Genomic DNA, 25,427 nt, shown 5'->3' with positions numbered 1-25,427 from the left:
TCGGGTGACCGGAGACCCGCGCCGGCTCCGGCCACCCGGGACCCGTCAGCTGAACGGATCCAGCGTGACGTAGGCCTGTTGCGGATTGCCGTCGTGGACGAGCGACTCGTAGTTCCCGACGTCGTCGAACGCGAACGCGTAGGCCTTGCCGTCGGCCATCTGCGCGTGGATCTTGCGGGCGTAGTGGTTGGTCACCGTGTCCTGGTAGAAGTTCGTGGAGCTGGTGTCCGGCTGGTTGGGGTTGACCAGGAGCGTGGAGCGGTTGAAGCCCGCGCACAGGGTGCGGGAAATGGGGCCGCGTACCAGATCATTGGGTGCGTCGAGCCGTTTGTAGCAGCCGAAGATGCTGTCGGAGTCGGGCTTCTGGAAGCTGGTGACGACCGCGCCGGCACTGTTGGTGAAGTTCATGACGCCACCGGAGACACGGCCGTAGTACTTAGTGTTCGGCTGATCGGCGAACGGCGTCACCGTCAGCGTCGACGAACTGTACTTCTGCCACACGCGGTTGACGTAGTCGTCCATGACCGTGCTCGGCAACGCGCCCGCCTCGATGCCGTGCCCCGGGGAGAGGGCCCGCAGGACGGTGCCGTCCGACCGGGTCTGGATCAGGTTGGCCCAGCCGCCCGGCTGACCCCGCAACGCGTTGAAGAACCCGTTGTAGCCGCCCGGCTTGAGATGGCCGGTGTTCTTCGTGCTGCCGTCGGCGAGCTGCACCCCGACGGCGTACGGGGCCGAGAACATGTCGACCTGTGTGCTGTTGATCCATAGACCGGAGTCGTTGAGTGTGTACTCGGACCAGTTGAAGAGGATGTTGCGGTTGGGGTCGCTCGGATTCTGCACGGCCGGCTGCACCAGGCCGCCGGTCGTGAGGCGGAAGTCGAGCTTCTGGCCGTAGGAGAAGTAGATCCTTCCGGAGAACTTGGGGATCCGGATCGTCTTCGACTGACCGTTCGCCGGTCCCGCGATCGACGCGTCGGGTGCCGGCGTCGGCGGATTGCCACCCGCGGGCCAGGCGTGGAAGGTGCCGTTCGCGTCGGCCCAGCCCTGCTGGCCCGTCGACAGCAGCGTGCCCAGGTCATAGATGTAGACCGGGTCGCTGCGCCCGGAGTTGTTGGTGAACTTCAACGGGATGGTCGCCGGAACGGCGGCCTCGGCCCGGGGCGGGGTTCCGAACGTCAACAGCGCCGCGGTGAGCGTGGCCGCGGCTGCCGCCAAGGCACGCCATCTGCGTTTTCTGGGCACTCTCTTCCTCCTTGACGTGGGGGTTCAGCGAGGTGGACTCCTGCGGACGGCTGGCGTCCGGTTTTCCTGAGAGCGCTCTCAGAATTGCGCCGAGTGGCGTACATGTCAACGATTCATACAAGGTTGGTCCGGTCCAATTTCCCTTGTTTCCCGCCTGATTGACCGTCGCCGCCGACGCAACAGGGGGTCGGCTCGCCGCTCATCGGCGACGCCGACGACGGGGGAAGCCTCAGCGCGCTGCGCGAGCGCGCTCGCTCCTTCCTCGCCGCGGTGAGGGAGCCGGTGTGACGTATGGATGGCGTCCGCCCACCGGGCGGGTCGTGTGCGTCGGCGGGAGCAGGGCGGCGCTGGCGCCCGAGCCGCCCAGTCCCTTGAGGGAGCGGACGCTCTGTGGGTGTCGGTCGCCGGCGCCGAGTCCGCACTTCACGGGGATCATCCCGGCGCGCTCGCCGTCCTGCGCGCGGCTCGTGACACGGGCGCTCTACGGTCCGCTCACCGTGAGCTTCGACGTCAGCCACCGTCCCGCGCTGTGGCCCGACGTCTCGGCCGCCACGGTGTCGCGCGATCTCGCCGACCGGGCGGACATCGTGTTCGTCGGGCTCGACGAGGCGCAGCGGCTGTGGGGTCAGGACCTGAAGGCGGCGGACGTACGGGAGTTGCTCGGGTGCCCGCGCGTCCTCGTCGTCAAGGACAACGCGTACGCCGCGAGCGCGTTCAGCGACGAGGGCGTGTGCACCGTTCCGGCGCTGCGGACGACCGTGGTGGAACCGGTCGGCGCGGGTGACGCCTTCGCGGCGGGGTTCCTGGCCGGTCCGCTGCGCGGCCTGGACGTGGTGCGGGCGCTGCGACTGGGTCACATCACCGCCATCTCGGCGCTCTGGGTGACGGGGGAACCACGGGCCGCTGCCGGATGCCGAACGCATCGAAGAGCTTCTCGGCATCCCGGACCAGGAGTGGCTCGCGCTCACGTCGGTGACGGGTGGCTTCTGAAATCGGTCACGTGTCAACGACCCTTCCGGGAAGAGGGGTTGACCGTGAGAAGCCCGTACTGGTTCAGTGGATGAGCCACTCATCCACTCGCCGGAGGAGGAACCGTGGAGGCACTGCCCCGCGAGACCATCGTGGACGTCCTGGAAGACCGGTTGCGCACCGACATCCTCAACGGCCGCCATCCGGCGGGGAGTTACCTCCCTCCCGAGCGCCAGCTCGCCGACGGCTACGGAGTCACCCGCACCACGCTCAAGCACGCCTTCGGCCGACTCGTCCAGGCCGGCCTGCTGGAAACGCGGCACGGCGTGGGAACCCGGGTACGCGACTACGCACGGCTCGGCGGGGCGGACCTGCTGCCCATGCTCGTGCGGCATGACGCGAAGTGGGTCCACGAGGTGTTCGAAGTGCGGCGCGGCATCGGCGCGTTGATCGCCGAGCGGGCCGCCGCGAGGGCCACCCGTACGCAGCGGGCCGAACTCCGAGCGCTGCTGGCAGCCGTACGGGAGGCCGACGGCGCCGACGCGGTGCAGCTGGCCGACGTCGAGGTGCACCGCGCCCTCGCCCGCGCGACCGGCAACCGGGTCTACGTCCTGCTGACGAACACCCTCTTCAACGCCTACCTGCCCGTCCGCTCCCTGCTCAAGGGCCCCTTCACCGACCCCCTGGCGGCCCACGAACGCCTGGCCCCGGTGGTGGACGCGGTGACGGCCGGCGACGCCCGGCAGGCGCACACGGCCGCCGACACCTACCTGCGGGCCACCGAGCGCATCATGCTGGACGGCCTTGTATGAGGGGCACGGTGTTCAAGGAGACGATGCTCGGTACGGTCCGGCTCGACGGCGAGACACGTCAGCGGCGCATACGCCTCGACCTCCGCGCCGACGCCGACCGGATACTGCTCCCGCACCGGACGACCCGGGCGCGCCTGACCGGCCGCGTGCGGATCGCCGGATTTGCCGACGACCCCGGTGTCGAGGGCGAGTTGGAGGTGTCACCCCTCGCCCGACGGCGCATCCGCTACCGGCTCGCCTTCACCGCCGACGGGCGCGCCCTCACCCTGGACGGCTGGAAGTCGGTGACTCCGAGCCGCCCCGTCGAGTCGATGACCGTCCTGCCGTTCACGCTGTACGAGGGCGATGCGCCGGTGGGCGAAGGGGTTCTGCGCTTCCCGCTCGCGACCGGCCTCGCGCCGTTCCTCCTCAGCTTCCATTTCCCGCGCCTCGAGAGCCACGCCGGATACCTCGCACCACGCTGGAACGGCACACCGGGACGCACCGAGGTCTGGTACACCACGCTCACCGATCCGACGAGCGGCACCGGCATCTGGCTGCACCATGAACTGACCGCGCCCACCGACGGTTCCGAGCCGCTGGCCCACGGATGGGTGGCGGCGTTCCCTCGCGAGGGCGAGATACGGCACGCACGCTTCGGACCCGTCCGCTGGCCCCGGCCGCCGGACGGATTCGCGGGAGGCGGCGTGGCCTTCGCGTCCGGCCAACTGACGGGAAGCGCCGGTGACTTCCACTGGAAACTCACCGAACGCCCTCAAGGACCCCCGCTGTTCACCTTCCCCCGCTGGTCCTGGCGTCGGCCGCTGCTGCCGGCCGCCCAGATGCTTCCGGCCGCGCGCGCCACGTACGAGGGCGAATTCTCGTACGGGGAACGGACCTTGACGCTGCGCGGCGCCCCCGGTGCCTCGGCCCGCCTCTACGGGCACGGCAACGCGCACCGGTGGGCCTGGCTGCACGCCGATCTCGGTGACGACGACGTCCTGGAGATCGTCGCCGCCGTGTCCACCCGGCCGGGACTGCGGCGGCTGCCTCCGCTGGTCTTCCTGCGGCTGCGCCATCGCGGCCGGATCTGGCCCCGGCGGGCGGAGCGGTCGGCGATCGGTCTACTGGGCGTAGGACGATTCCGGGCCCGGTTCGGGCTGCCCGAGTGGACGGTGACCGGACGGACGGCGCTGCGCCGCATCCGCGTCGAGGTCGAGCAGCCCGCCGCACGGACCCTCACCCTGGAGTACCGCGACCCGGACGGAGCCCGCGCGGTGTGCCGCAACAGCGAGTCCGCCGACGCCCGCATCGTGCTGGAGCGCTGGTGGGGCCACTGGCGCCCGGAGGCCTCCTGGGTCCTGGACGGCACCGCGCACGCAGAGACGGGCGACCGGTGAGCGGCGGGGGACTGGTTGCGGCACTGCTCGCTGACACGGGTGTTGAGGGCTGGTCCGCCGGTGTCCGGTGTCCGGTGTCGGGTCGACGTGGTGTTTGTCGTGCTGTTGTGGCCCGAGGCGGGCGACCGGTGAGCGGCGGGGGACTGGTTGCCGCGCTGCTCGCCGACGCGGGTGTTGAGGGCTGGGCCGCCGGTGTCCGGTGTCGGGTCGACGTGGTGTTCGTCGTGCTGTTGTGGCCCGAGGTGGGTGTCCGGTGAGCGGCGAGGGGCTGGTTGCGGCGCTGCTCGCTGACGCGGGTGATGAGGGCTGGGCCGCCCGTGTCCCGCATCGGCTTGACGCCGTGCTTGACGCGCTGCCGCGGGTCGCTCGGGTCGGGGTGCACACCGCCGTCGCGGCTCTGGAGACGTATGCGGTGCTGCGCACCGGCAGGCGACTGGCGGCGCTGTGCCCCGACGAACGCGAGAGCCTGCTCGGCTCGCTGGCCGCACGACCCCGGCTCGCCCCCTTGCTCGACGTCCTCAAGATTCCCGTGCTGTTGGCCGCGGGCACCGAGCGGATGCCGGCCGCGTCCGTTCCCGCCACGGCACCCGAGGATCCGCCCCTGGACTGCACCGCGGCCCAGGAGTGGCCGACACGCTCCACGGCCGACGTGGTCGTCGTCGGATCCGGCGCGGGCGGCGCGGTGGCCGCCCGGACCTTCGCGCGCGCCGGACTGGGCGTCGTGGTCCTTGAGGAGGGCGAGCACCACTCGACGGCCTCCTTCGGACGCCGGGCGCCGCTCGACCGTTTCGCCGAGCTGTACCGGGACGGCGGCGCCACAGTGGCCGTGGGCAACCCGCCGCTTCTGCTGCCGGTCGGCCGTGCGGTCGGCGGCACCACCGTGGTCAACTCCGGTACCTGCTACCGAACTCCCGACCATGTGCTGACCCGCTGGAGCCAGGAGTACGGATTCGGGCTCGCCGAGAGCTTCGGGCCCCGGCTCGACGAAATCGAGCGCACCCTGCGCGTCGCCACCCAGCCTCTCGACGTCCTGGGCAACAACGGGCTGCTCGCCCTCTCGGGGGCGCGGCGGCTCGGCTGGCGGGCCGGGCCGCTGCGGCGCAACGCGCCCGGCTGCAAGGGCTCGTGCCAGTGTGTGGTCGGCTGCCCCACCGGTGCCAAGCAGAGCGTGCAGCTGTCCGTGCTGCCCGACGCCTGCGCCGCGGGCGCCCGCATCGTTACGGGCGTACGGGTCCGCCGCATCCTGTTGGACCACGACGGACCCGGGGCACCGCGCGCCGCCGGAGTGCAGGCACGCAGGCCCGACGGCAGCGAACTGGAGATCCTGAGCCCCCTCGTCGTGACGGCGGCCGGAGCGCTCCAGACACCGCCCCTGCTGCGCCGCTCAGGCCTGGGCGGCCATCCACGGCTGGGCCGCAACCTCAGCGTGCACCCGGCCACGAGCGTCGCGGGGCGCTTCGCCGAGCCGGTCACCGCCTGGCGGGGTGTGCTGCAGAGCGTCGGAATCGAGGAACTGCACTCCCGCGGCGTTCTCATCGAGGCCACCGCGAGCCCGCCCGGCATGGGAAGTCTCGTCCTCCCCGGCCTGGGACGCGAGCTGCGGCGTGAACTGGAGGACAGCGAACACCTCGCGACCCTCGGTGCCATGATCGCCGACCGGCCATCCGGCCGGGTCCAGGGCCGGGACCGTACCCTCGTGCGCTACGACCTCGACCCCCGCGACGGCGATCGGCTGATGACGGCCGTGCGCGCCATGGGCCGTCTGCTCTTCGCCGCGGGCGCCGAGGAGGTCCTCACCGGCGTCCCGACCGCGCCGCGCGCCCGCTCGCTCGACGAACTCGACGAGCTGCTCACGGGAGTGAGCGCCCGCGACCTGCACCTCTCGGCGTTCCACCCCACAGGCACGGCCGCAGCGGGCGCCGATCCGCAGCGGGCCCCCACCGACCCCGAGGGCAGACTCCGCGGCGCCCACGGAGTCCTCGTCGCGGACGGCTCCGTCCTGCCCGGCTGCCCCGAGGTCAATCCGCAGCTGAGCATCATGGCGGCGGCCCTGGCGATCTCGGAGACCTGGCTCGAGGGGGAGGGCGGCGGGCACGGACCCTGAGCCCGCTGCCACCCCAATGGGCCCCCGTCGTTCGCGGGCGCCGAGTCCGGCGCGGAGCATGAGGGAGTCCCGTACGGCAGGAAGAGGACGAGCCCGATGAGCAGACGCACGTCGCACGGCCGCGGCGGATCACGACGGATCGCGGTCCTTCTGGGCACGTCCGTGTCCGGCTGCGTACTCGTCTCGTGCGGCAGCGGCAGCGGCGCCTCCTCCTTCAGCCCCCGCCCCACCGCGCCGAACGCGTCGTCCTTCACCGGGACGGCGCCGTCCGCGCTGGCCTCGGCCGCCTCCTCGGCCATCGACTCCGCCCGCGCTTCGGCGTCGGCGGCGGCCTCCTCAGCCTCCGCCGCGGCCTCGGCGTTCGAGGCGTCGGTCTCGGCCGAGACGGCACGCGCTTCCGCGGCCGCGGAGAAGGAACTGAAGAACGTGCAGGGCAGCGGCAACGCGATGTCCGACGTCGCCGTGACCGGCCTGCCCAGGGCGGAGACCGGTGGGCTGCTCGCCGTGATCGTCGCCATCACCAACAAGACAGACCACAAGGCGTCGTACGCCGTACAGATCGACTTCAAGGACTCCGACGGCAAGGTCGTGGACACCAGGTACGTAGGGGCGGAGAACCTCGATCCGGGGCAGCGGGCCCAGCCCGTCGCCATCAGCAGGGAGCCCGCCGCGCCCAAGCTGACGCCTCGGCTGACCAAGGCGCAGCGCTACTGAGGGCCACGAGCCGGGCGCCGGAGGGAACGCCCCGGCTCGCCGCGCCGCCCCGGCCGGCGGAGCGTGGGGACATGGGCGCGGCCGGAACCCGTGGGCACATGCGTGGGACCGGAATGAGCGTGCGGACGGTGCGCCTGCCGGCCCGCGTACTCGCCGCCGCCCCGGCGTGCGGCGCGTGGGGACATGGGCGCGGCCGGAACCCCTGGGCACAGGCGTGGGGCCGGAACGAGCGTGCGGACGGTGCGCCCGCCGGCCCGCGTACTCGCCGCCCCGTCCATCGTGACCGTGACGGCGACGGCCACCGCCCGCAGCACCGTGCCGAGCGCCGGCTTCGACCGCCACCTCGCTCGCCGCACTCTCGTTCACCGGGCCCAAGACCGTGCCACGGCGGCTGCGGCAGCTGGGCGTAACGCTCGCGTCCGGCGGTGTCCTCGCCCCGCTGACCGCTCCGGTCCTCGGACTGGCGACCGGGCGTCAGGTGGTGGGCACCCACCCGGTCCTCCTGGCCCGAGGCCGTGTCGCGTCTCGTACGACGACGTGCAGGCACGGCCGTTGAAGCTCAGGCGTCCGGTTCACGCACCAGATGCACGGCCGTGCTCGACCAGTCGCCGTGCGGAAGGTCGATCTCGAGCCCGTACTCGGCGAGCACGGTCGTGTGGTGCAGGGCGCCGGTGCGTGCGTCGCGGTAGCGGGCCGTGGGGGTGAGGCCGCGCAGCCGGACCGGCAGCCGCGGGGCGCCGTGGCGGGGGACGCGCCGCCAGACGAGCAGCAGCGTCTGAGAGGCGTCCGCGGCGGTGTACTGCACCACCGAGACGCCATCCTCGGACGGCGGCGACAGGCGGTCCAGCCTGCCGTGCTGGACCAGATGGCGCACCTTCTTGTACTCGGCCACCAGGGCTGCGCCCTCGCGCAGTTCCTCCTCGGACCAGCGGGTGAGATCGCCCCCGATGCCGAGTGCTCCGGCCATCGCCACATGGAAGCGGAAGCGCAGTGGAACGGTCCGGCCGGTGAGCTGGTTCGGCACGTCCGTGACCCACGAGCCCATCGTGCGCGCCGGGTAGAGCTGGCCGTAGCCGTGCTGGATCCCCATGCGGTCGGCGGCATCGGTGTTGTCCGACGCCCACGCCTGGTCCGTACGGGACAGTATGCCCAGGTCGACGCGGCCACCCCCGCCACTGCACGACTCGATCCGCAGCGCCGGGTGGTCCGCGCGCAGCCGGTCGAGGACGGCGTACAGATTGCGCACGTACTTCGGTCCGAGGCGGTCGGCGCCGTCTCGCTCGCCGGGCCATCCGGCCTCGCTGAACGCCCGGTTCATGTCCCACTTGAGGAAGTCGATGCCGTGCTCGCCGACCAGCCGGGTCAGCCAGCCGTAGGCCCAGTCGGCGACGTCGTCGCGGGCGAAGTTGAGGACGAGCTGGTTGCGCAGTTCGGAGCCGGGGCGGCCGGGGAAGTGCAGCACCCAGTCGGGGTGCCGGCGGTAGAGGTCGCTGTCCGGGTTCACCATCTCGGGCTCCACCCACAGACCGAAGCCCATGCCCAGCCGGTGCACCGTCTCGACCAGCGGACCCAGGCCGTCGGGGAAGCGGTCGGGGGCGGGTGTCCAGTCGCCGAGTCCGGCCCGGTCGCTGCGGCGCGCTCCGAACCAGCCGTCGTCGACGACGTACAGCTCGACTCCGAGCTCCGCCGCCCGCTCGGCGAGCGCCTTCTGCCCCACCTCGTCGACGTCGAAGCCCGTCGCCTCCCAGGAGTTGTACAGCACCGGCGCGACCTCGTGCGGATGCGGCAGGACATGACCCAGGGTGTACGCGTGCCAGGCACGGCTGGCCGCGCCGAAGCCGCCGTCGGTGCACAGGCCCGCGAACCGGGGAGTGGTGAACTCCTCACCCGGTGACAGGGGCACGGTCGTCCCGTCGTGGCCCACGCCTCCGGTGAGTCCGGCCCGCCCGTCCGGCGTGCGCTGTACGGTGATCCGCCAACTCCCGCTCCATGCGAGGGCGGCGCTCCACACCCTGCCGTGGTCCTCCGTGGCCTCGCCCGCGTCGAGCATCAGCCACGGGTTCGCGTGATGGCTGGTGATGCCACGCCGGCTCGTCAACACGGTCTCGCCGTACGGGAGTTGGTCGCGGCGTAGTTGGCTCTCGGCGGACCACTGTCCGGTGACGTGGCTGAGACGGTAGTCCCGGAGCGGGGGCAGGGTCCACGCGGCCGAGTCGGCGCGCAGCAGGGTGACGGGCTCGTCGCCGGCGTTGCGGACCGTCGTCCAGCGTTCGATGACGTCCGTGTCGCCGTGGACGCGGTAGTGGAGCGCCACATGCAGGGGGTAGCGGCGGTCACGGAACTCCAGCACCAGCTCGCCCTCGTGGACGCGGTGGCCGGACGGCTGCCATTCGAAGGCGCGGGAGCCGTCCGCGAAGCGGACTTGCAGCGACGGCGGCCCGTAGCGCGTCCCGCCGTCGACGGGAAGTTCCTCCCCGACGGGGGGTCTGCCCTCGAAGCTGCTGGTCTCCGGAGCGCGCGGCACGGCGAGTTCCTCGGCTTCGGCGAGCGTCAGACGGGCGCCCCAGGCGAGGTGACAGGGCGCCCCGGTCGCGTCGATGCGCAGTGCGTACGACGTGTGGGGTGTGGTCAGCAGCCAGACCCCGGTGTCCGGGGCGAAGGAGATCATCGACAGGGGTCCTCACGTTCCAGTGGTGCCACGAGACGCTCGAAAGCCAACCCTGACCTTGGATCACGTGTCAACACCCCGAGTGAATCTGTCATTTGCAGGCCAGGGGTCCATCAAAGGCGGTCCTCAAGATAATCCTGCTTCTTTCATTGACAGCGGAAAATAAGAGACTTAGGTTCCGGCCATGCGCTCGACCTCTCGTACCGAGGCGTTCCCGGCCCATACGCCGGCCGCTTCCCAGATCTTCACCACCGTGCTGTCGCACGGCCCGCTCACCCGCTCGGAGATTGCCGGACGGACGCGGCTGTCGGCGGCGGCGGTCACCAAGGCGGTGCGGCCTCTGATCGAGTCCGGATACCTCGTGGAGGACGTCGACGAGGACGCGCGGCAGCCGTCGCTCGGCCGGCCCGCCAACCCGGTGCGGGTCGACGGCGGGCGGGCGCTGTTCATCGGCGTCAAGATGACGGGCGACGAACTGATCGCCGTGCTCGCCGACTTGTGCTGCCGCATCAGGGTCGCCCGGCACGTGCCCCTCACCACCCGGGACCCCAAGTCGGTGCTGGCCTCGACCGCGGCGCTCGTACAGGAGTTGCTGGCCGAGGCCGACGGTTTCGGTGTCCAGGTCCAGGGCGTGGGGATCGCGGTGTCCGGCGACGTGGACCGCGCGGCCGGAGTGGTGCGCTACTCGCCGTTCCTGGAGTGGCGCGACGTTCCGCTCGCCGAGCTGGCCGGGATGACCACCGGGTTGCCGGTCACCGTCGACAACGACGTCCGGGCACTGACCGTGGCCGAGCAGTGGTTCGGCGCGGGTGTGGGTCTGACCGACTTCGCCGTGGTGACCGTCGGCGCGGGCATCGGCTGCGGTCTCGTGGTGCACGGGCAGGTCGTGTCGGGGGCGCACGGCGTGGCCGGCGAGATCGGGCACGTCGCCATCGACCCGGCCGGCCCCCTGTGCCACTGCGGCAACCGAGGCTGTGTCGAGGCGATCGCCGCGGACTCGGCGATCGTCGGCCGGGTCCGGGAGGTGACCGGCGTCCAAGTGGTCGATGCCGCCGAGGCGTTGGACCTGGCCCACGAGGGCGACCCCGGAGCGCGGGAGGTGTACGCGCGGGCGGGGGAGGCGATCGGCCGGGGCATCGCGACCGTCGCCAACCTGTTCGGTCCCGAGCGGGTGATCATCTCCGGCGAGGGCCTGGCCGCCTACGACCTGTTCGCCGAGCAGATCCGCGACGCGTTCACGGCGGCCGCCTTCGGATCGGCCGCGCGGTGCGATGTGCAGACCCGCCCGCTGCCCTTCGAGGAGTGGGCGCGGGGAGCCGCGGCCACCGCAATTCAGTCTTTCATCAGATCAGACACGTACTAGCACGCACGAGGAGTAACGATGACGCAGCAGAGCCGCCATCACCTGGCTGCGCAGGGTCCCGGTCGGCGCGGAGTGGTCGGTGGGCTGTTCGGACTCGGGGCGGCCGCCTTGGGCGTGCCCGTCCTGAGCGCCTGCGGCGGGGGAGCGGGTGCCGACCCGAAGACCGTCACCTTCGGGTCCAACGGCGCCGACGCCACCCCCAAGAAGGCCTACGCCTCCGTTACTGAGGCATTCGCCAAGGACAGCGGGCTGAAGGTCAAGACGAACACCGTCGACCACGACACCTTCCAGAAGGGCATCTCCACCTATCTGCAGGGCACCCCGGACGACGTGTTCACCTGGTTCGCCGGCTACCGCATGCAGTACTTCGCCAAGAAGAAGCTGTGCAGCCCCCTCGACGACGTGTGGGACGCGATAGGCGCCGGCTTCAGCGACGCGACCAAGCAGCTCGCCCGCGGCGAGGACGGCAAGTACTACTTCGTGCCGCTGTACAACTACCCGTGGGCCGTCTTCTACCGCAAGAGCCTCTTCAAGGAGCGCGGCTACCAAGTCCCGCAGAAGTGGAGCGAGTTCATCGCTCTCGCCAAGCAGATGAAGAAGGACGGGCTCGCTCCCATCGCCTCCGGCTACGGCGGCGGCGACAGCTGGAGCATCCTCGGCGCCTTCGACTACCTCAACCTGCGGGCCAACGGCTACGACTTCCACATGTCCCTGATGCGCGGCAAGGTCTCCTGGACCGACAAGCGCACCGTCGCGATCCTCGACCTGTGGCGTGAGCTGACCCCGTACTACCAGCCGAGCGCGGGCGGCCGCTCCTGGCAGGACGCCGCACAGTCCCTGCTCGACAAGAAGTCCGGCATGGCCGTCATCGGCCTCTTCCTCGGCCAGCAGATCACCGACGAGAAGATCCGCGCCGACATCGACTTCTTCTCCTTCCCCGAGATCGACGCCACCCACGGCCAGGACGCCGTCGAGGCCCCCACCGACGGCTTCATGCTCAGCCGACGGCCCAAGAACGAGGACGGCGCCAAGAAGCTCCTGAAATTCCTCGGCGGCGCCCACGCCGAAGAGCTGTACATGGGCGTGGACCCGAGCAACCTCGCCGTCAACGAACAGGCCGGCACCGGCTCGTACAACGCCCTGCAGAAGAAGTCGGCCCAACTCATCGCCTCCGCGAAGCACATCAGCCAGTTCGCCGACCGCGACAGCGACCCCGGTTTCATCTCCACCGTCGTCCTGCCCGGCCTGACCCAGTGGCTCGGCCACCCCGACGACGGCTCCGGCACGCTGAAGAAGATCGAGTCCCAGCGTTCACGTTTCTTCACGGCCTGACCGGCACCGGACATGGCCTCCGCCCCCTCGCGCACCCGCCCCCGCCGTCTCGGCCCCGGCGACCGGATCTTCCTCACCGTCCTCATCGGCATCCCGCTCGCCGCCCTGCTCTTCTTCGTGTGGCTGCCCGCACTGGCCTCCCTGGGCCTGTCCTTCACCACCTGGGACGGCATCGACCTGGCCGACATCCACTGGATCGGCCTCGACAACTACCAGCAGATCTTCACCAACTACCCGCCGTTCTGGCCCGCGGTGCGGCACAACGTGATCTGGCTGTTGTTCACGGCCCTGCTGCCCACCCCGTTCGGCATCTTCCTCGCCTACCAGCTCGACCGGAAGATCCGCTTCACGAGGATCTACCAGACCGCGATCTTCCTGCCGATGGTGCTCTCCCTGGCCGTCGTCGGCTTCATCTGGGAGATCATCTACAACCCCGACACCGGCCTCCTCAACGGCCTTCTGAGCGCGGTCGGTTCGGGACACCACATCGACTGGCTCGGCAACCCCGACCTCAACCTGTGGGCCGTACTCGTCGCTTCGGGGTGGCGCCACACCGGCTACATCATGATCCTCTACCTGGCCGGTCTGAAAGGTTTCGACCCAGCGCTGAAGGAAGCCGCCGCGCTGGACGGAGCGAACGGCCGCCAGACCTTCCTGCGGGTGGTCTTCCCGGCGCTGAAACCGGTCAACATCATCATCCTCGTCGTCACGGTCATGGAGTCCTTGCGGGCCTTCGACATCGTGTACGTCCTCGGGGGCGGCGTCGGCAGCAAGCCCGGCATGGAGCTGCTGTCGCTCCTCATCACCGACAACATCATCGGCGAGTCCAGTCACATCGGTTACGGCTCCGCCCTAGCGGTCGTCCTGCTGCTGGTCTCCCTTGCCGCCATCGGGACCTTCCTCGTCCAGACGTTCCGCAAGGAGGACCAGTGACCACGACCGTCACGCGACCGGCCTCCCGGCTCCGCCAGCCCGAGAAGGGGCAGCCCCCCACGGCACCCCGCCGCCAGACCGGCCGCCATCTGATGCTCGGCGGCATAGCCCTGCTCTGGCTCGTCCCGCTCCTGTGGGCCATGTACACCTCGCTGCGCCCCTACTCGGACACGGCACAGCACGGCTATCTCTCCTGGCCGCACAGCCTGAGCCTCGGCAACTTCACGGACGCCTGGAACCAGTCCGGGATGCCGCACTTCTTCTGGAACTCCGTCCTCATCACCGTCCCGTCGGTGCTCGGCACGCTGCTGTTCTCGGCGGCCGTCGCCTTCTTCGTATCCCGGTTCGACTTCCGCTGGAACATCGTCCTGCTGATGCTGTTCACCGCGGGCAACCTGCTCCCGGCGCAGGTCCTCATCACCCCTCTGTACCGGCTCTACCTCCTCATCCCGCTGCCGCAGTGGATGAGCGACTCGCTCCTCCTCTACAACTCCGCCTGGGGCATCATCGCGATCCACATCGCCTACCAGTCGGGCTTTTGCACCTTCGTCCTCAGCAACTACATGAAGACGATCCCGAAGGAGATCTCCGAGGCGGCGCTCGTCGACGGCGCCCCCGTCTGGCGGCAGTTCTTCCAGATCATCCTGCCGCTGTGCCGCCCCGCGTTCGCTGCCCTCGCGACGCTCGAATCGATCTGGATCTACAACGACTTCTTCTGGCCGCTCGCGCTGATCGAGAGCGGCGACAAGCGCCCCATCACCTCGGCCCTGGCCAACCTCCAGGGTGCGTACTTCACCAATCCCAACCTCATCGCGGCCGGTGCCTTGATGACCGCGATCCCCACGCTGCTGGTGTACTTCGCGCTCCAGCGCCAGTTCATCAGCGGACTCACCATCGGCTCTGGCAAGGGCTGAGCCGAACGCAGGGGCTTGAGCCGCCCTGCACCAACCGCCCCCGCTGACACCGTCCCAGGAGGTCCGACCCATGCGGTCATCCTCGTACTCCGTCATGCCCACCCGCGCCCTGAGAGCCATGGTGGTCCTCGCCCTCACCGCGGGCGTCGCGACGGCCGTCCCGGCCGCCCAGGCCGACAGCACGACCACCCCCGCCGCCGCTCCGACCGCCGCCAAGCCGTACATGGGCTGGTCGAGTTGGAGCATGCAGTCGTCCAAGTACCCCGGCCTCAACCCGGACGGCGACTACAGCTACCTCACCGAGGCGAACGTCCTGAAGCAGACGGACGCCCTCGCGTCCAAGCTCAAGAAGTACGGCTACGACCATGTGAACATCGATGCCGGCTGGTGGATGGACAAGAGCTGGAAGACCGGCTTCGACCAGTACGGCCGGCAGACGCCCGACCCGGTCCGCTTCCCCCACGGCATGAAGTCGGTCGCCGACCACATCCACTCCAAGGGCCTGAAGGCCGGCATATACCTGCCCGTCGGTCTGGAGAAGGGGGCGTACGGCGACGGCAAGACGCCGATCTGGAACGCCCCCGACTGCACCACCGCCGACATCGTCTACTCGGACCTGCGCACCACCAACGGCTGGGACAACGCCTACAAGCTGGACTTCGACAAGCCCTGTGCGCAGAAGTACATCGACTCGCAGGCACAGCAGTTCGCCGACTGGGGCTACGACTTCCTCAAGCTGGACGGGGTGGGCCCGGGCTCGTTCAAGTCCGGTGACAACTACAACAACGTCGCCGACGTCGCCGCCTGGAACAAGGCCATCGCCACCGCCGGCCGCCCGATCCACCTCGAACTCTCCTGGTCCCTCGACATCGGCCACGCCGCCGACTGGAAGAAGTACTCCAACGGCTGGCGCATCGACACCGACGTCGAGTGCTACTGCAACACCCTTGTCACCTGGGAGAACTCGGTCAACGACCGGTGGGACGACGCCCCGGCGTGGAGCAACAAGGCAGGCCCCGGCGGCTGGAACGACCTCGACGCCATCGACGTCGGCAACGGCGAGATGGACGGCCTCACCAAGGCCGAGCGGCAGAGTTACATGACCCTGTGGGCCATCAACAAGTCGCCGCTGTTCACTGGTGACGACCTCACCAAGCTGGACAGCTACGGCGTCTCTCTGCTGACCAACAAGGAAGTCATCGCCGTCGACCAGAACGACTCGCCCGTCGCGCGTCCGATCACCCCCGTGGGCGACCAGCAGGTCTGGGGTACCAAGAACGCCGACGGCAGCTACACCGTCGCCCTGTTCAACCTCGGCGACGCCCCGGCCTCCGTCAGCGCCGACTGGGCGTCCTTCGGATTCACCGGCAACGCCACCGTGCGCGACCTGTGGAACAAGGCGAACCTCGGGACCTACAAGAACAAGATCACCGAGGCACTGCCCGCGCACGGCTCGCGGCTGTTCACCGTCAATCCCGGGGGCAGCACGCTGACGACCACGAGCTACGAGGCCGAGGCCGCGGCCAACACCCTGTCGGGCAACGCCTCCGTCGCCGGATGCGACGCCTGCTCCGGCGGCAAGAAGGTCGGCAACCTCTACTCCGGCGGCAAGCTGCGGATCAACGACGTCACGGTGAAGAAGGACGGGATCTACACCGTCAAGGTCGCCTACGTCAGCGGCGACCCCCGCTCGGTGACCGTCTCTTCCAACAGCGGTAACGGCAGCAGCCTGAAGTTCCCCTCCACGGGCGACTGGAGCACGGCCGAGACCGTCAGCGTCCAGCTGGCACTGAAGGCGGGCTCCAACACCATCACCTTCGACAGCGGCAGCGGATACGCACCCGACATCGACAGCATCGTCGTCCCGCAGTCCGTCTGACCCGCTTCCCGCGGGGCCCGGTGACCTGACACACCCGGGCCCCGCGGGGGACCGTCGTTCCCGCACGCGCCGTTCCCCGGATATGGAGTGCACGACCGTGGACAACCAGCACAACGCATCACGCGACAACACGCCCAGCCGCAGAGGCTTCCTCGCTCTCGCCGCCGCTGCCGGTGCGGCCACCGCACTCGGCGCTCTGCCCGCCTTCACCGCCTCGGCGGCCCCCCTGCGCCCCACCGAGTCGCCCATGCTGTCCGCGGCCGACGCCGCGAAGAACCAGCTGTGGTGGCAGGCTCCCGGCTCCTCCCACTCGATGATCGAGCAGGGACTGCCGATCGGGAACGGGCGCCTCGGGGCGCTCGCGAGCAACGACCCCTCCAGCGAGCTTCTGATGATCACCGACGCCACCCTGTGGACCGGCGGTCTCAACGACAAGCTGCAGAGCGACGGCCAGTTCCCCTACGGCCGCGACGACTTCGGCTCCCTCACCCTGCTGGCCAAGCTCACCGTCGCCCTCCCCGACCACGACCTGGGCAACGTCAACAACTACCGCCGCACCCTCGACCTGGCGCAGGGCCTGGTCAGCACCTCCTACGACATCTCCGGCGTCACCTACCGGCGGCAGATCTTCGCCAGCCGCCCCGACGACGCCATCGTCCTGTACTTCTCCCAGCAGGGCGGCGGCTCCTACACCGGCACCGTCTCCCTCGCCGGCACCCACGGCGAGTCCACCACCGCCAACAGCTCCGGGCGCTACGCGTCGTTCGGCGCCTCCTTCGCCAATGGCCTGAAGTACGGCGCCGCCGTCACCGCGTACAGCAGCACCGGCAGGGTCCGGGTCGACGGTACGTCGATCTCCTTCAGCGGCTGCAAGGACCTCACCGTCGTCGTCAGTGGCGGCACCAACTACGCGCCCGACGCGGCCGCCGAGTTCCGCGACCCTGCCGTGAACCCGGAGCGCCTCGCCAGGACCAAGGTCCTGGACGCGGCCGGCCACTCGGCGAGCACCCTGCTGCACACGCATGTCGCCGACTTCCGGGCCGTGTTCGGGCAACTGGACGTCAATCTCGGCCCGTCGTCGGCCGCGCAGCGCGAACTGGACACCTGGGAGCGGGTGCGGGCGCGCCACCGTGACGACGTCCCCGACCCGGAACTCGAGGCCGCCTACCTCCAGTTCGGCCGCTATCTCATGATCTCCGGATCGCGGGGCAGCCTGCCGATGGGCCTGCAGGGGCCGTGGCTGGACGGGAACGACCCGGACTGGATGGCCGACTACCACACCGACATCAACATCCAGATGAACTACTGGATGGCCGACCGGGCGGGGCTGTCCGACTGCTTCGACGCCCTCACGGACTACTGCCTCGCGCAGCTGCCGTCCTGGACCGACGTAACCCACCGGCTGTTCAACGACTCGTCCAACAGGTACCGCAATTCCAGCGGCAGGATCGCCGGCTGGACCGTGGCCATCTCCACCAACCCCTACGGCGGGGGCGGCTGGTGGTGGCACCCGGCGGGCAACGCCTGGCTCTGCCAGAGCCTCTTCGAGCACTACGAGTACACCCAGGACCGCGCGTACCTCAAGAAGATCTACCCCCTCATCAAGGGCGCCGTGGAGTTCTGGGAGGCGCGCCTCATCACCACGACCGTCACCGACGCGTCCGGGGCCTCGCGCGAGGTCCTGATCGCCGACAGCGACTGGTCGCCCGAGCAGGGCCCGCTCGACGCCAAGGGCATCACCTACGCCCAGGAACTGGTCTGGAACCTCTTCGGCAACTTCCATACCGCGACCGAGGTGCTCGCGAGGGACGCCGCCTACAGCAGGACCGTCGACGGTCTGCGGGGGCGCCTGTACCTGCCCGTGGTCAGCCCCAAGACCGGCTGGCTGGAGGAGTGGATGTCGCCGGACAACCTCGGCGAGACCACGCACCGCCACCTCTCCCCGCTCATCGGCCTCTTCCCCGGCGACCGGATCCGTCCGGACGACTCCACCCCGAAGGACATTGTCGAGGGTGCGACGGCCCTGCTCACCGCGCGCGGCATGAACAGCTTCGGCTGGGCCAACGCCTGGCGCAGCCTGTGCTGGGCGAGGCTGAAGAACGCGGAGAAGGCCTACCAGCTGATCGTCAACAACCTGAAGCCGTCGTCCAACGGCAGCAACGGCAGCGCGATGAACCTCTTCGACATCTACGAGGTGGAGACGGGCCGCGGCATCTTCCAGATCGACGCGAACTTCGGCACCCCAGCCGCGATCATCGAGATGCTGGTCTACTCCCGCCCCGGACACGTCGAGCTGCTGCCCGCGCTGCCCGCCGCCTGGGCGGCATCCGGCTCGGTGTCCGGCGTGGGCGTCCGAGGCGGCTTCGTCGCCGATATCGGCTGGAAGAACGGCAAGGTCACTCGGGCGACCCTGACGAGCGTCGGCGGCCGCGACACGACCGTCGTCGCGGGCGGCGCCGCACGCAAGATCAGCCTCAAGCCCGGTGAGTCCGTCACGCTGCGGGACCTCGGATGAGCGCCGCCCGGTACGTGCGCCGCGCGGTGGGGGTCGTCTCCGCGCTGATCATGGCCGTCTGCGCACCGCTGACCGCCACCTCGGCGGCGCACGCGCAGACACAAGGGACGTCGCAGGCGCAGTCCAAGCACTCCGTGGTCACCTGGGGTGCCAGCGCCGACCGGCAGGGTGCCGGACCCGCCGACCGCAGCTACCGGCTCATCGTCCGCACCAGCGTCGGCGGTACGAACATGCGGATCCGGCTGTCCAACGCCTTCGGCGACCACCCGGTGACCTTCGCGAGCGCGTACGCCGGGCTGCAGAAACAGGGCGCGGAACTGGTCCACGGCTCCAACCGTCAGCTGTCCTTCGGCGGGACCGCCTCCGTCACCGTCCCGGCCGGCGAGACCGTGCTCAGCGATCCGCTGCCCGGGAAGCTGGCCGCCCAGAGCAATCTGGTCATCAGCCTGTACGTGACGGGCGCCCAGGGGCCGACGACCGGTCACGGCATGGCCATGCAGACCAACTACGCGACCGCGGGCAACCACGCCGCCGAGGAGGGCGCGGCCAACTGGACTGATCCCATGGGCTCCTGGTACTGGCTGGACGCCGTCGACGTGGAGACATCCGCGGCGGTCGGCTCAGTGGTGACCCTCGGCGACTCCATCACCGACGGATGGGCCTCGACCACGGACGAGAACCGCCGCTGGCCCGACTATCTCTCCCGGCGACTCCAGGCCGCGTCCGGCCTCACCGTGAAGGGTGTGGCGAACGAGGGGATCTCCGGCAACAAGGTGCTCGCGGACGGCGCCGGCGAGGCAGCGCTGAACAGACTGCAGCGCGATGTGCTCTCGCAGCCCGGGGTCAGCACGGTGTTCCTCTTCGAAGGCATCAACGACATCAAGGCCCACACGGGCGTCACGGTGGACGACATGATCGCCGGCTATCAGCGGATCATCGACCGGGCGCACGCGGCGGGCAAGTGTGTCGTCGGCGCGACCGTCATGCCGTTCAAGGGGTGGTACGAGTACGACGCCGCCTCCGAGGCCGTGCGCCAGGGCGTCAACGACTGGATCAGGAACAGCGGCGCGCTCGACGCCGTGACCGATTTCGACAAGATCACGAGGAATCCGTACGACCCACAGCTGATCCTTCCGTTCTTCGACGGCGGCGATCACCTGCACCCCAACGACAAGGGGATGCAGGCGATGGCCGACGCGGTGGACCTCGGGAGCCTGACGTCCTGCTGACGGCAGGCTCCGCGCGGGGCGGTCAGGGGTACGAGACCACGGTGGACGGTACCGTCGAGGTTCCCGAAGTCGGTGCTCCCGTCTCGTTGATGACGTGTTCGTACTGACCTTGGCCGCCCAGCGAGACGACCAGCAGGTCGTGGAACTTCACGCCCGGGGTGTTCGGCGCGGCGAATCCGTTGTGCTGGACGATCGTCGGATCGACGTTGTAGTAGCAGTAGCTGCCCAGGCCCCATCCCTCGTGCGTGGTCACGGAGTCGGCGACCTTGTAGGCCGCGTACCCCTTGACGGTGCCGTTCTGGATGGCGGCCTGGTTCGGCGCGTCGTACGCCTTCTCGTTCTGGAAGAAGATGGTGCGGCCGCGCTGGCCGTACCACTGGACGTCGTACTTGTTGAAGTGCTCGACGAACAGACCGGTGGCCAGGACGTCGTCGCCGTTGACGCGGATGCCGTAGTCGGCCCGGTTGGTCTCCCAGCCGACGCCGGTGCCGTGGTCGGCGCGCCAGACCCAGGTGTGGTCGATGATGGTGTTGCGGCTGTTGATCACCATGCTGGTGGTGGCCTTGCCGGCGCCCGCGCCGCCGATGCGGATGAAGACGTCCTGCACGGTGGTCGGGTTGGCGGAGTGATTCGCCGAGGCCCCGGTGGGTCCGACCTCCAGCAGGGTGGAGGAGTTGACCGAGCCGGCGTCGATCAGGAATCCGGCCAGCCGGACGCCGTCGACGTCGGCCGTCCTGAGCGCGGTGACGCCGTTGTCCGGGATCAGGGTGGCGTAGCCGAGGCCAAGGACCACGGTGCCCGCCCGGTTGACCTGGATCGGCTGGTCGAGGTGGTAGATCCCAGGTGTGAGCAGCAGGTGGAGGCCCTGGGTGAGCGCGGCGTTCAGGGTGGCGGCGGTGACACCGGGCTTGGCCACGTAGAACTGGCTGAGCGGCAGGGACGAGCCGCGCGGCGTCCCGCTGCCCCAGGTGGTGCCGCGCGCGTTGGTGCGCTTCTCGGGCAGGAAGACCCGGTACTCGCTGCCGCTCAGGTACAGGAACGGCTTCTCTCGGGACACCGGAGTGGTGTCGAGGGTGGTGTAGGGCGGGTTGGGGAAGGACTGCGCGGGTGCGCCCTGGACGCCGGAGAACACCATGTTCCAGACGGCGTTGAGCCAGCCGCCCACCGAGCTGTCGCGGGTGTACCACTGCTGCTGCGAGTACGGTCCGACCGAGCCCTCGATACGGCTGTCGGCGATGTAGCCGCCGCTGGCCCAGCCGTAGCCGGTGGGGGAGAGGTTGAGGCCGCCCTTGACGTGCATCCGGCGGAAGGGGGCGGCCTGGGCGACCGCCCACCGGTTGGTGCCGTTGACGGGGTTGAGGGCTAGGTTCTCCGCCGAACGCCAGAAGTTCTGGGTCGCGTTGCCGTTGAACCAGCCGGCGTCCACGGTCACATCACCGTTGATCGTCGTGTCGTCCGGAGACAGACCGAGACCCGCGATCGAGGTGTAGAAGCCGAGTTGGGCGTTGAGCCCGTTGTAGGTGCCCGGTTTGAACAGCAGCGCGTAGCGGCCCGTGCCGAACTGGGCCGACTCCTGCTGTCGGAAGACCTCGTCCAGTTTGGCCTGGATGCCTGGGGTCGAGGGGTCGAAGACGATGACGTTCGGGCCGAGATCGCCGCCACCGGGCAGGGCTTGCGGCTTCTTGACGGGTGCGGCGGATGCCGGTGAGGACAGGCCGAGCAGTGCGGGCGCTGCGGCGGTGGCGGCCACCGCTCCGAGAACGGACCGTCTGGCCAGTGGGGACCGGCCCAAGTCCGGGCCATCTGTGGGGATACGAGGCATGGGGGCGACTCTCCTGGTTCAGGAAGTGAACGGTGGGAGGTGCGGGGAGCGCTCTCTTGCCGATGCATGCTTCATCCGCGTGAACACAGCGTCAAGAGTTGTCACAGGAGTCCCGTATTTTGTTGCCCACTGAACTGCCAACTGGCGGCTGTTTTGGGGTAGTTCGTGGATGTCTGGGGGCAGCCCAGCCCGAGCGACCGCCCCGGATTGCGTTCAAAAGGTGCTCACAAGCGAGCGACGGTCCCTGTGCCCGCCACTTTCGGCTCTTTCGGCAGGCGTCGAAGGTCCGTGGCGGGAGAGCGCTCTATGCCCTTGGAGCGCTGGCCCGTTAGGGTGCGGGGCATGAGCAGACAGGCCCCCACGCTGGAGGACGTCGCGCGGGAGGCCGGCGTCTCGCGTGCCACCGTGTCCCGGGTCATCAACGGCGTCCGCAGCGTCGATCCCGCCCTGCGGGAGATAGTGCGCCGGGCCATCGAGCGGACCGGATACGCGCCCAACCGGGCTGCCAGATCACTGGTGACCCGGCGGACGGAGACGGTCGCGCTGATCGTCTCCGGCGCGGGCGATGTGGACGAGGAGGAGCAGAACGCCTTCACGGCAAGGGTGTTGGCGGACCCGTTCTTCGGCCGGGTCGTCACCGGTGTGGTGGGATACCTGCGTCCCCGCTCGATGCATCCGCTGCTGATGTTCGCCGATTCCGTGCAGACCCGGCAGCAGGCGCTGAACGATCTGCGGCAGGGCAGCGCGGACGGCGCGCTCGTCGTCTCCACCCACGCCGATGATCCGCTGCCCGCCCTGCTCGCCGACGCCGGTGTGCCCGCCGTGCTGTTCGCCCGCCCGTCACGGCCGGTGTCGCTCAGCTATGTCGACCTGGCACACCGGGACGGCGCACGCATGGCTGCCGAGCATCTGTTGGACCGGGGATGCCGGCGGATCGTCACCGTCACCGGGCCGCTGGGTGTGTCCGCGAGCCAGGACCGCCTCGCCGGGTTCCGCGACACGATGGCGCGCCGGGGGCACCCGTACGTGCCGGTCGCCGAGGGCGGTTTCACGCTCGACAGCGGTATGGCCGCGATGTCCGGGCTGCTCGCCGACCACCCGGACGTGGACGGGGTGTTCGCGGCGAACGACCTGATGGCCCGGGGGGCATGCCAAGTGCTGCGGGAGCGGGGCAGGCGGGTGCCGGACGACGTCGCGATCGTCGGCTTCGACGACTCCAGCGCGGCGACAGCCGGCCGTCCCACGCTGACCACGGTGCGGCAGCCCGTCGAGGAGATGGCGTCGGTGATGGCCCGGCTCCTCGACGAGCACATCCGGGGCGCACGCACCGAGCCCACCTCGGTCATCTTCGATCCGGAACTCGTGGTGCGCGAGTCGGCGTAACCGCGCCGGGCGCTGCGCGGGTCGAGGGCGACGGTGCCGGACACTGGTCCGGTCGACAGGGGCGAGGGACCGGCGGGACAGGCGAGCCGGGGACGGAGAGGCAGGCGCATGACCGACTCGATCACCGTGGGCGTGGACGGATCCCCCGAGAGCCGGGCCGCACTGGCCTGGGCGGCCCGGGAGGCCGTCCGCCGCGGGCTGCCCCTGCGTGTGGTGTACGCCTGGCAGTGGGCGCCCCACGAACTGATCGGCGGCGGTGACCGGGACGAACAGGCAGGCTGGGCACGTGGCTTGGTGCAGGACGCGGCCCGCACGGTCGCGGACCGGCACACCGGTCTGCCGGTCACCGCCGAGATCTTGGACGGCGCCGCCGTCGACTCGCTGCTCGCCGCGGTGGCGGAGAGCGGGACGTTGGTTCTCGGATCGCGGGGACACGGCACGATCGTCGGCTTCCTGCTCGGTTCCGTCGGACAGCAGGTGATCGCCGAGGCGCCCTGCCCGGTCGTGCTGGTACGCGCCGATGACCGCGCAGAGGCCGAAGCGGGGGGCCGGGAGATCGTCGTGGGCCAGCAGGGCGGTCCGGACGACAGCGCGGCCGACCTCCGGTTCGCGTTCGAGACCGCGACGGCACGCGGCGCCGCGGTGCGCGTCGTACGGGCGTGGAGTCTGCCGCCGGTGTTCGCCTACAGCCCGGGCTCGCTGAAGCTGCTGGACGAGGCCGGAGGCCTGGAGCCGTACGAGAAGAAGGCGCTCGCCGAGGCGCTCCGGCCATGGCTCGAGCGGTACCCCGGTGTGCCCGTCACCCAGCACGTCGAGATGGGCAGCGCCGGGCAGGTACTGCTGTCGTTGGCCGACCGTGCCCAGCTGATGGTCGTCGGCCGCCGGGCCCAGCGGTCGGTGGTGGGCCCGCGCATCGGTTCGGTGGCCCATGCGGTGATGCACCACGCGCCCTGTCCGGTGGCGGTGGTTCCGCACTCCTGAGCGAGGCTGCCCTCGCGTTCAAGTCCCGAAGGCTGGGCCGGTGTTGGCGGCGGATCCCGGTAATCTCGGTGTGAAGTATTGACGGCACCAAAGCAGTCCGGTTGACTCCCCGCCCAGCGCCGGAACCGGTTCCGGTACCGGTACCGGTTGCGGCGCGAAGCCGCGATCCCCGTGTGCCGGGAGGCAGTTGTGGCCGTGACCATCGCCGATGTGGCCCAGGCGGCCGGCGTGAGCAAGACGACCGTGTCGCGGGTGCTGAACACCCGTGGAGAGGTCGACGCGTCGACGGCCGCCCGGGTCCGCGAGGTCATCGACCGTATGGGCTTTGTACCCAGTTCGGGTGCCGTCGGGCTGGCCCGTGGCAGCAGCCGGACGGTGGGCATGCTGGTGCCCTCGCTGACCTGGCCATGGATGGGCGAGGTACTGCAGGGCGTCGTCGACACGGTGGAAGCCGCCGACTTCGGTCTGCTGCTGTTCACCTGCAACCGGGGCGCCGAGTCCGTCGCACGCTTCACCGGCCAGGTGTCGGCGCGCGCGTTCGACGGGCTGCTCGTCGTGGAGCCCGAGAACACCCTCGACATGTTGACCGCGCTGCACCGCGAAGGCCTGCCCGTCGTCCTGGTCGACGACCGGGGACACCACCCGGAGTTCCCGTCCGTCACGGCCGCCAACACCGAGGGCGGCGCGGCCGCGGCCCGCCACCTCCTGGCCGCCGGCCGGCGCAGGCCGCTGGTGCTCACCGGGCCCTCGCGGTTCGGCTGTGTACGCGACCGGCTCGCGGGATTCCGCGCCGTCTGCGCCGAGCACGGCGTGGCGCTCGAGCTGGTCGTCGAGGGCGATTTCACCGAGACCGACGGGCGGGAGGTGGTGCGTCGACTGCTCGCCGACGGGCGGGAGTTCGACGCGGTCTTCGCGCACAACGACCTCGCCGCGGTGGGCGTCCTGGCTGCCCTGCGGGAGGCCGGGATCCGGGTGCCGGACGACGTCGCGGTCATCGGCTTCGACGACATCCCGGTAGCCCGGCACACCGAGCCGTCCCTGAGCACCGTCCGCCAGCCCATGCGGGAGATGGGGGAGACGGCCGCCCGCATGCTTCTGGCCCGCCTGGCGGGCGAGGAGTCGCCGCTCGCCCCCGTCGTCCTTCCCACCCGCGTGATCGCGCGCCGGTCGACCCCGGCCCGCTAGCCG

At 70.2% G+C, this 25,427-nt stretch carries 19 protein-coding genes and 1 pseudogene; 17 read left to right on the top strand and 3 right to left on the bottom strand.

The features are described from left to right. Window positions 1-45: 45 nt before the first annotated feature. Window positions 46-1,182, bottom strand: a complete 1,137-nt coding sequence (locus AB0D27_RS28950) for a glycoside hydrolase family 64 protein (RefSeq protein ID WP_362514789.1) — start codon at window positions 1,180-1,182, stop codon at window positions 46-48. A 243-nt stretch (window positions 1,183-1,425) separates the two neighbouring features. Here AB0D27_RS28950 and AB0D27_RS28945 point away from each other — a divergent pair. From AB0D27_RS28945 to AB0D27_RS28915, 7 genes and pseudogenes are all read left to right on the top strand, one after another. Beyond that, window positions 1,426-1,530: pseudogene (locus tag AB0D27_RS28945) on the top strand (aldolase); the annotation flags it as partial. A 209-nt stretch (window positions 1,531-1,739) separates the two neighbouring features. Continuing rightward, complete coding sequence (locus AB0D27_RS28940) at window positions 1,740-2,306, top strand: PfkB family carbohydrate kinase (RefSeq protein ID WP_362514733.1); 567 nt, start codon at window positions 1,740-1,742, stop codon at window positions 2,304-2,306. A 30-nt stretch (window positions 2,307-2,336) separates the two neighbouring features. Then, window positions 2,337-3,023 (top strand): GntR family transcriptional regulator, encoded by a 687-nt coding sequence (locus AB0D27_RS28935; protein WP_362514731.1) that lies wholly within the window; start codon window positions 2,337-2,339, stop codon window positions 3,021-3,023. After that, window positions 3,020-4,402, top strand: a complete 1,383-nt coding sequence (locus AB0D27_RS28930) for a hypothetical protein (RefSeq protein ID WP_362514728.1) — start codon at window positions 3,020-3,022, stop codon at window positions 4,400-4,402. Before AB0D27_RS28935 ends, AB0D27_RS28930 begins: the two co-directional genes overlap by 4 nt. A gap of 128 nt (window positions 4,403-4,530) precedes the next feature. After that, complete coding sequence (locus tag AB0D27_RS28925) at window positions 4,531-4,659, top strand: hypothetical protein (protein WP_362514725.1); 129 nt, start codon at window positions 4,531-4,533, stop codon at window positions 4,657-4,659. After that, window positions 4,656-6,506 (top strand): GMC family oxidoreductase, encoded by a 1,851-nt coding sequence (locus AB0D27_RS28920; protein WP_362514722.1) that lies wholly within the window; start codon window positions 4,656-4,658, stop codon window positions 6,504-6,506. Before AB0D27_RS28925 ends, AB0D27_RS28920 begins: the two co-directional genes overlap by 4 nt. A gap of 96 nt (window positions 6,507-6,602) precedes the next feature. Further along, window positions 6,603-7,220, top strand: a complete 618-nt coding sequence (locus AB0D27_RS28915) for a hypothetical protein (protein WP_362514719.1) — start codon at window positions 6,603-6,605, stop codon at window positions 7,218-7,220. Between the two features lie 559 nt (window positions 7,221-7,779). Here the strand turns inward: AB0D27_RS28915 and AB0D27_RS28910 are convergent. Beyond that, window positions 7,780-9,894 carry an alpha-galactosidase gene (locus tag AB0D27_RS28910; RefSeq protein ID WP_362514786.1) on the bottom strand — a complete coding sequence of 705 codons (2,115 nt, stop codon included), beginning with the start codon at window positions 9,892-9,894 and terminating at the stop codon, window positions 7,780-7,782. A gap of 178 nt (window positions 9,895-10,072) precedes the next feature. Between AB0D27_RS28910 and AB0D27_RS28905 the strand changes: the two genes are divergently transcribed. The 7 genes from AB0D27_RS28905 to AB0D27_RS28875 all read left to right on the top strand — a co-directional run bounded on the left by AB0D27_RS28905 (window position 10,073) and on the right by AB0D27_RS28875 (window position 20,053). After that, the gene (locus tag AB0D27_RS28905) at window positions 10,073-11,251 is read left to right on the top strand and encodes an ROK family transcriptional regulator (protein WP_362514716.1); all 1,179 of its coding nucleotides are present in this window, start codon (window positions 10,073-10,075) and stop codon (window positions 11,249-11,251) included. An 18-nt stretch (window positions 11,252-11,269) separates the two neighbouring features. Beyond that, a complete protein-coding gene (locus tag AB0D27_RS28900; RefSeq protein WP_362514713.1) occupies window positions 11,270-12,583 on the top strand; it encodes an ABC transporter substrate-binding protein in 1,314 nt (437 codons plus the stop codon). 12 nt (window positions 12,584-12,595) lie between these two features. Continuing rightward, window positions 12,596-13,516 carry a sugar ABC transporter permease gene (locus AB0D27_RS28895; RefSeq protein WP_362514710.1) on the top strand — a complete coding sequence of 307 codons (921 nt, stop codon included), beginning with the start codon at window positions 12,596-12,598 and terminating at the stop codon, window positions 13,514-13,516. After that, window positions 13,513-14,430: a carbohydrate ABC transporter permease gene (locus tag AB0D27_RS28890; RefSeq protein WP_362514707.1), complete on the top strand. Its 918-nt coding sequence runs from the start codon at window positions 13,513-13,515 to the stop codon at window positions 14,428-14,430. Before AB0D27_RS28895 ends, AB0D27_RS28890 begins: the two co-directional genes overlap by 4 nt. Before the next feature lie 70 nt (window positions 14,431-14,500). After that, window positions 14,501-16,309, top strand: coding sequence for a carbohydrate-binding protein (locus AB0D27_RS28885; protein ID WP_362514704.1), 1,809 nt, complete (start codon window positions 14,501-14,503; stop codon window positions 16,307-16,309). 97 nt (window positions 16,310-16,406) lie between these two features. Continuing rightward, entirely contained in the window at window positions 16,407-18,824 is a 2,418-nt protein-coding gene (locus tag AB0D27_RS28880; RefSeq protein ID WP_362514701.1) for a glycoside hydrolase N-terminal domain-containing protein, read from the top strand. Continuing rightward, complete coding sequence (locus AB0D27_RS28875; RefSeq protein ID WP_362514698.1) at window positions 18,821-20,053, top strand: SGNH/GDSL hydrolase family protein; 1,233 nt, start codon at window positions 18,821-18,823, stop codon at window positions 20,051-20,053. Before AB0D27_RS28880 ends, AB0D27_RS28875 begins: the two co-directional genes overlap by 4 nt. A gap of 22 nt (window positions 20,054-20,075) precedes the next feature. Here the strand turns inward: AB0D27_RS28875 and AB0D27_RS28870 are convergent, their stop codons facing one another. Next, window positions 20,076-21,875, bottom strand: coding sequence for a coagulation factor 5/8 type domain-containing protein (locus AB0D27_RS28870; protein ID WP_362514695.1), 1,800 nt, complete (start codon window positions 21,873-21,875; stop codon window positions 20,076-20,078). A gap of 342 nt (window positions 21,876-22,217) precedes the next feature. Between AB0D27_RS28870 and AB0D27_RS28865 the strand changes: the two genes are divergently transcribed. From AB0D27_RS28865 to AB0D27_RS28855, 3 genes are all read left to right on the top strand, one after another. Next, on the top strand, window positions 22,218-23,258 hold the full coding sequence (locus AB0D27_RS28865) for a LacI family DNA-binding transcriptional regulator (protein ID WP_362514692.1): 1,041 nt from the start codon (window positions 22,218-22,220) through the stop codon (window positions 23,256-23,258). A 108-nt stretch (window positions 23,259-23,366) separates the two neighbouring features. Then, window positions 23,367-24,239: a universal stress protein gene (locus tag AB0D27_RS28860; protein WP_362514689.1), complete on the top strand. Its 873-nt coding sequence runs from the start codon at window positions 23,367-23,369 to the stop codon at window positions 24,237-24,239. 189 nt (window positions 24,240-24,428) lie between these two features. Beyond that, complete coding sequence (locus tag AB0D27_RS28855; RefSeq protein ID WP_362514686.1) at window positions 24,429-25,424, top strand: LacI family DNA-binding transcriptional regulator; 996 nt, start codon at window positions 24,429-24,431, stop codon at window positions 25,422-25,424. Window positions 25,425-25,427: the final 3 nt, after the last annotated feature.

Source organism: Streptomyces sp. NPDC048415, assembly GCF_040651675.1.
In the GTDB taxonomy this organism is placed as follows: Bacteria; Actinomycetota; Actinomycetes; order Streptomycetales; family Streptomycetaceae; genus Streptomyces.
The sequence above is the reverse complement of the archived record's forward strand: the minus strand, read 5'-3'. Positions and strand labels throughout refer to the sequence as shown.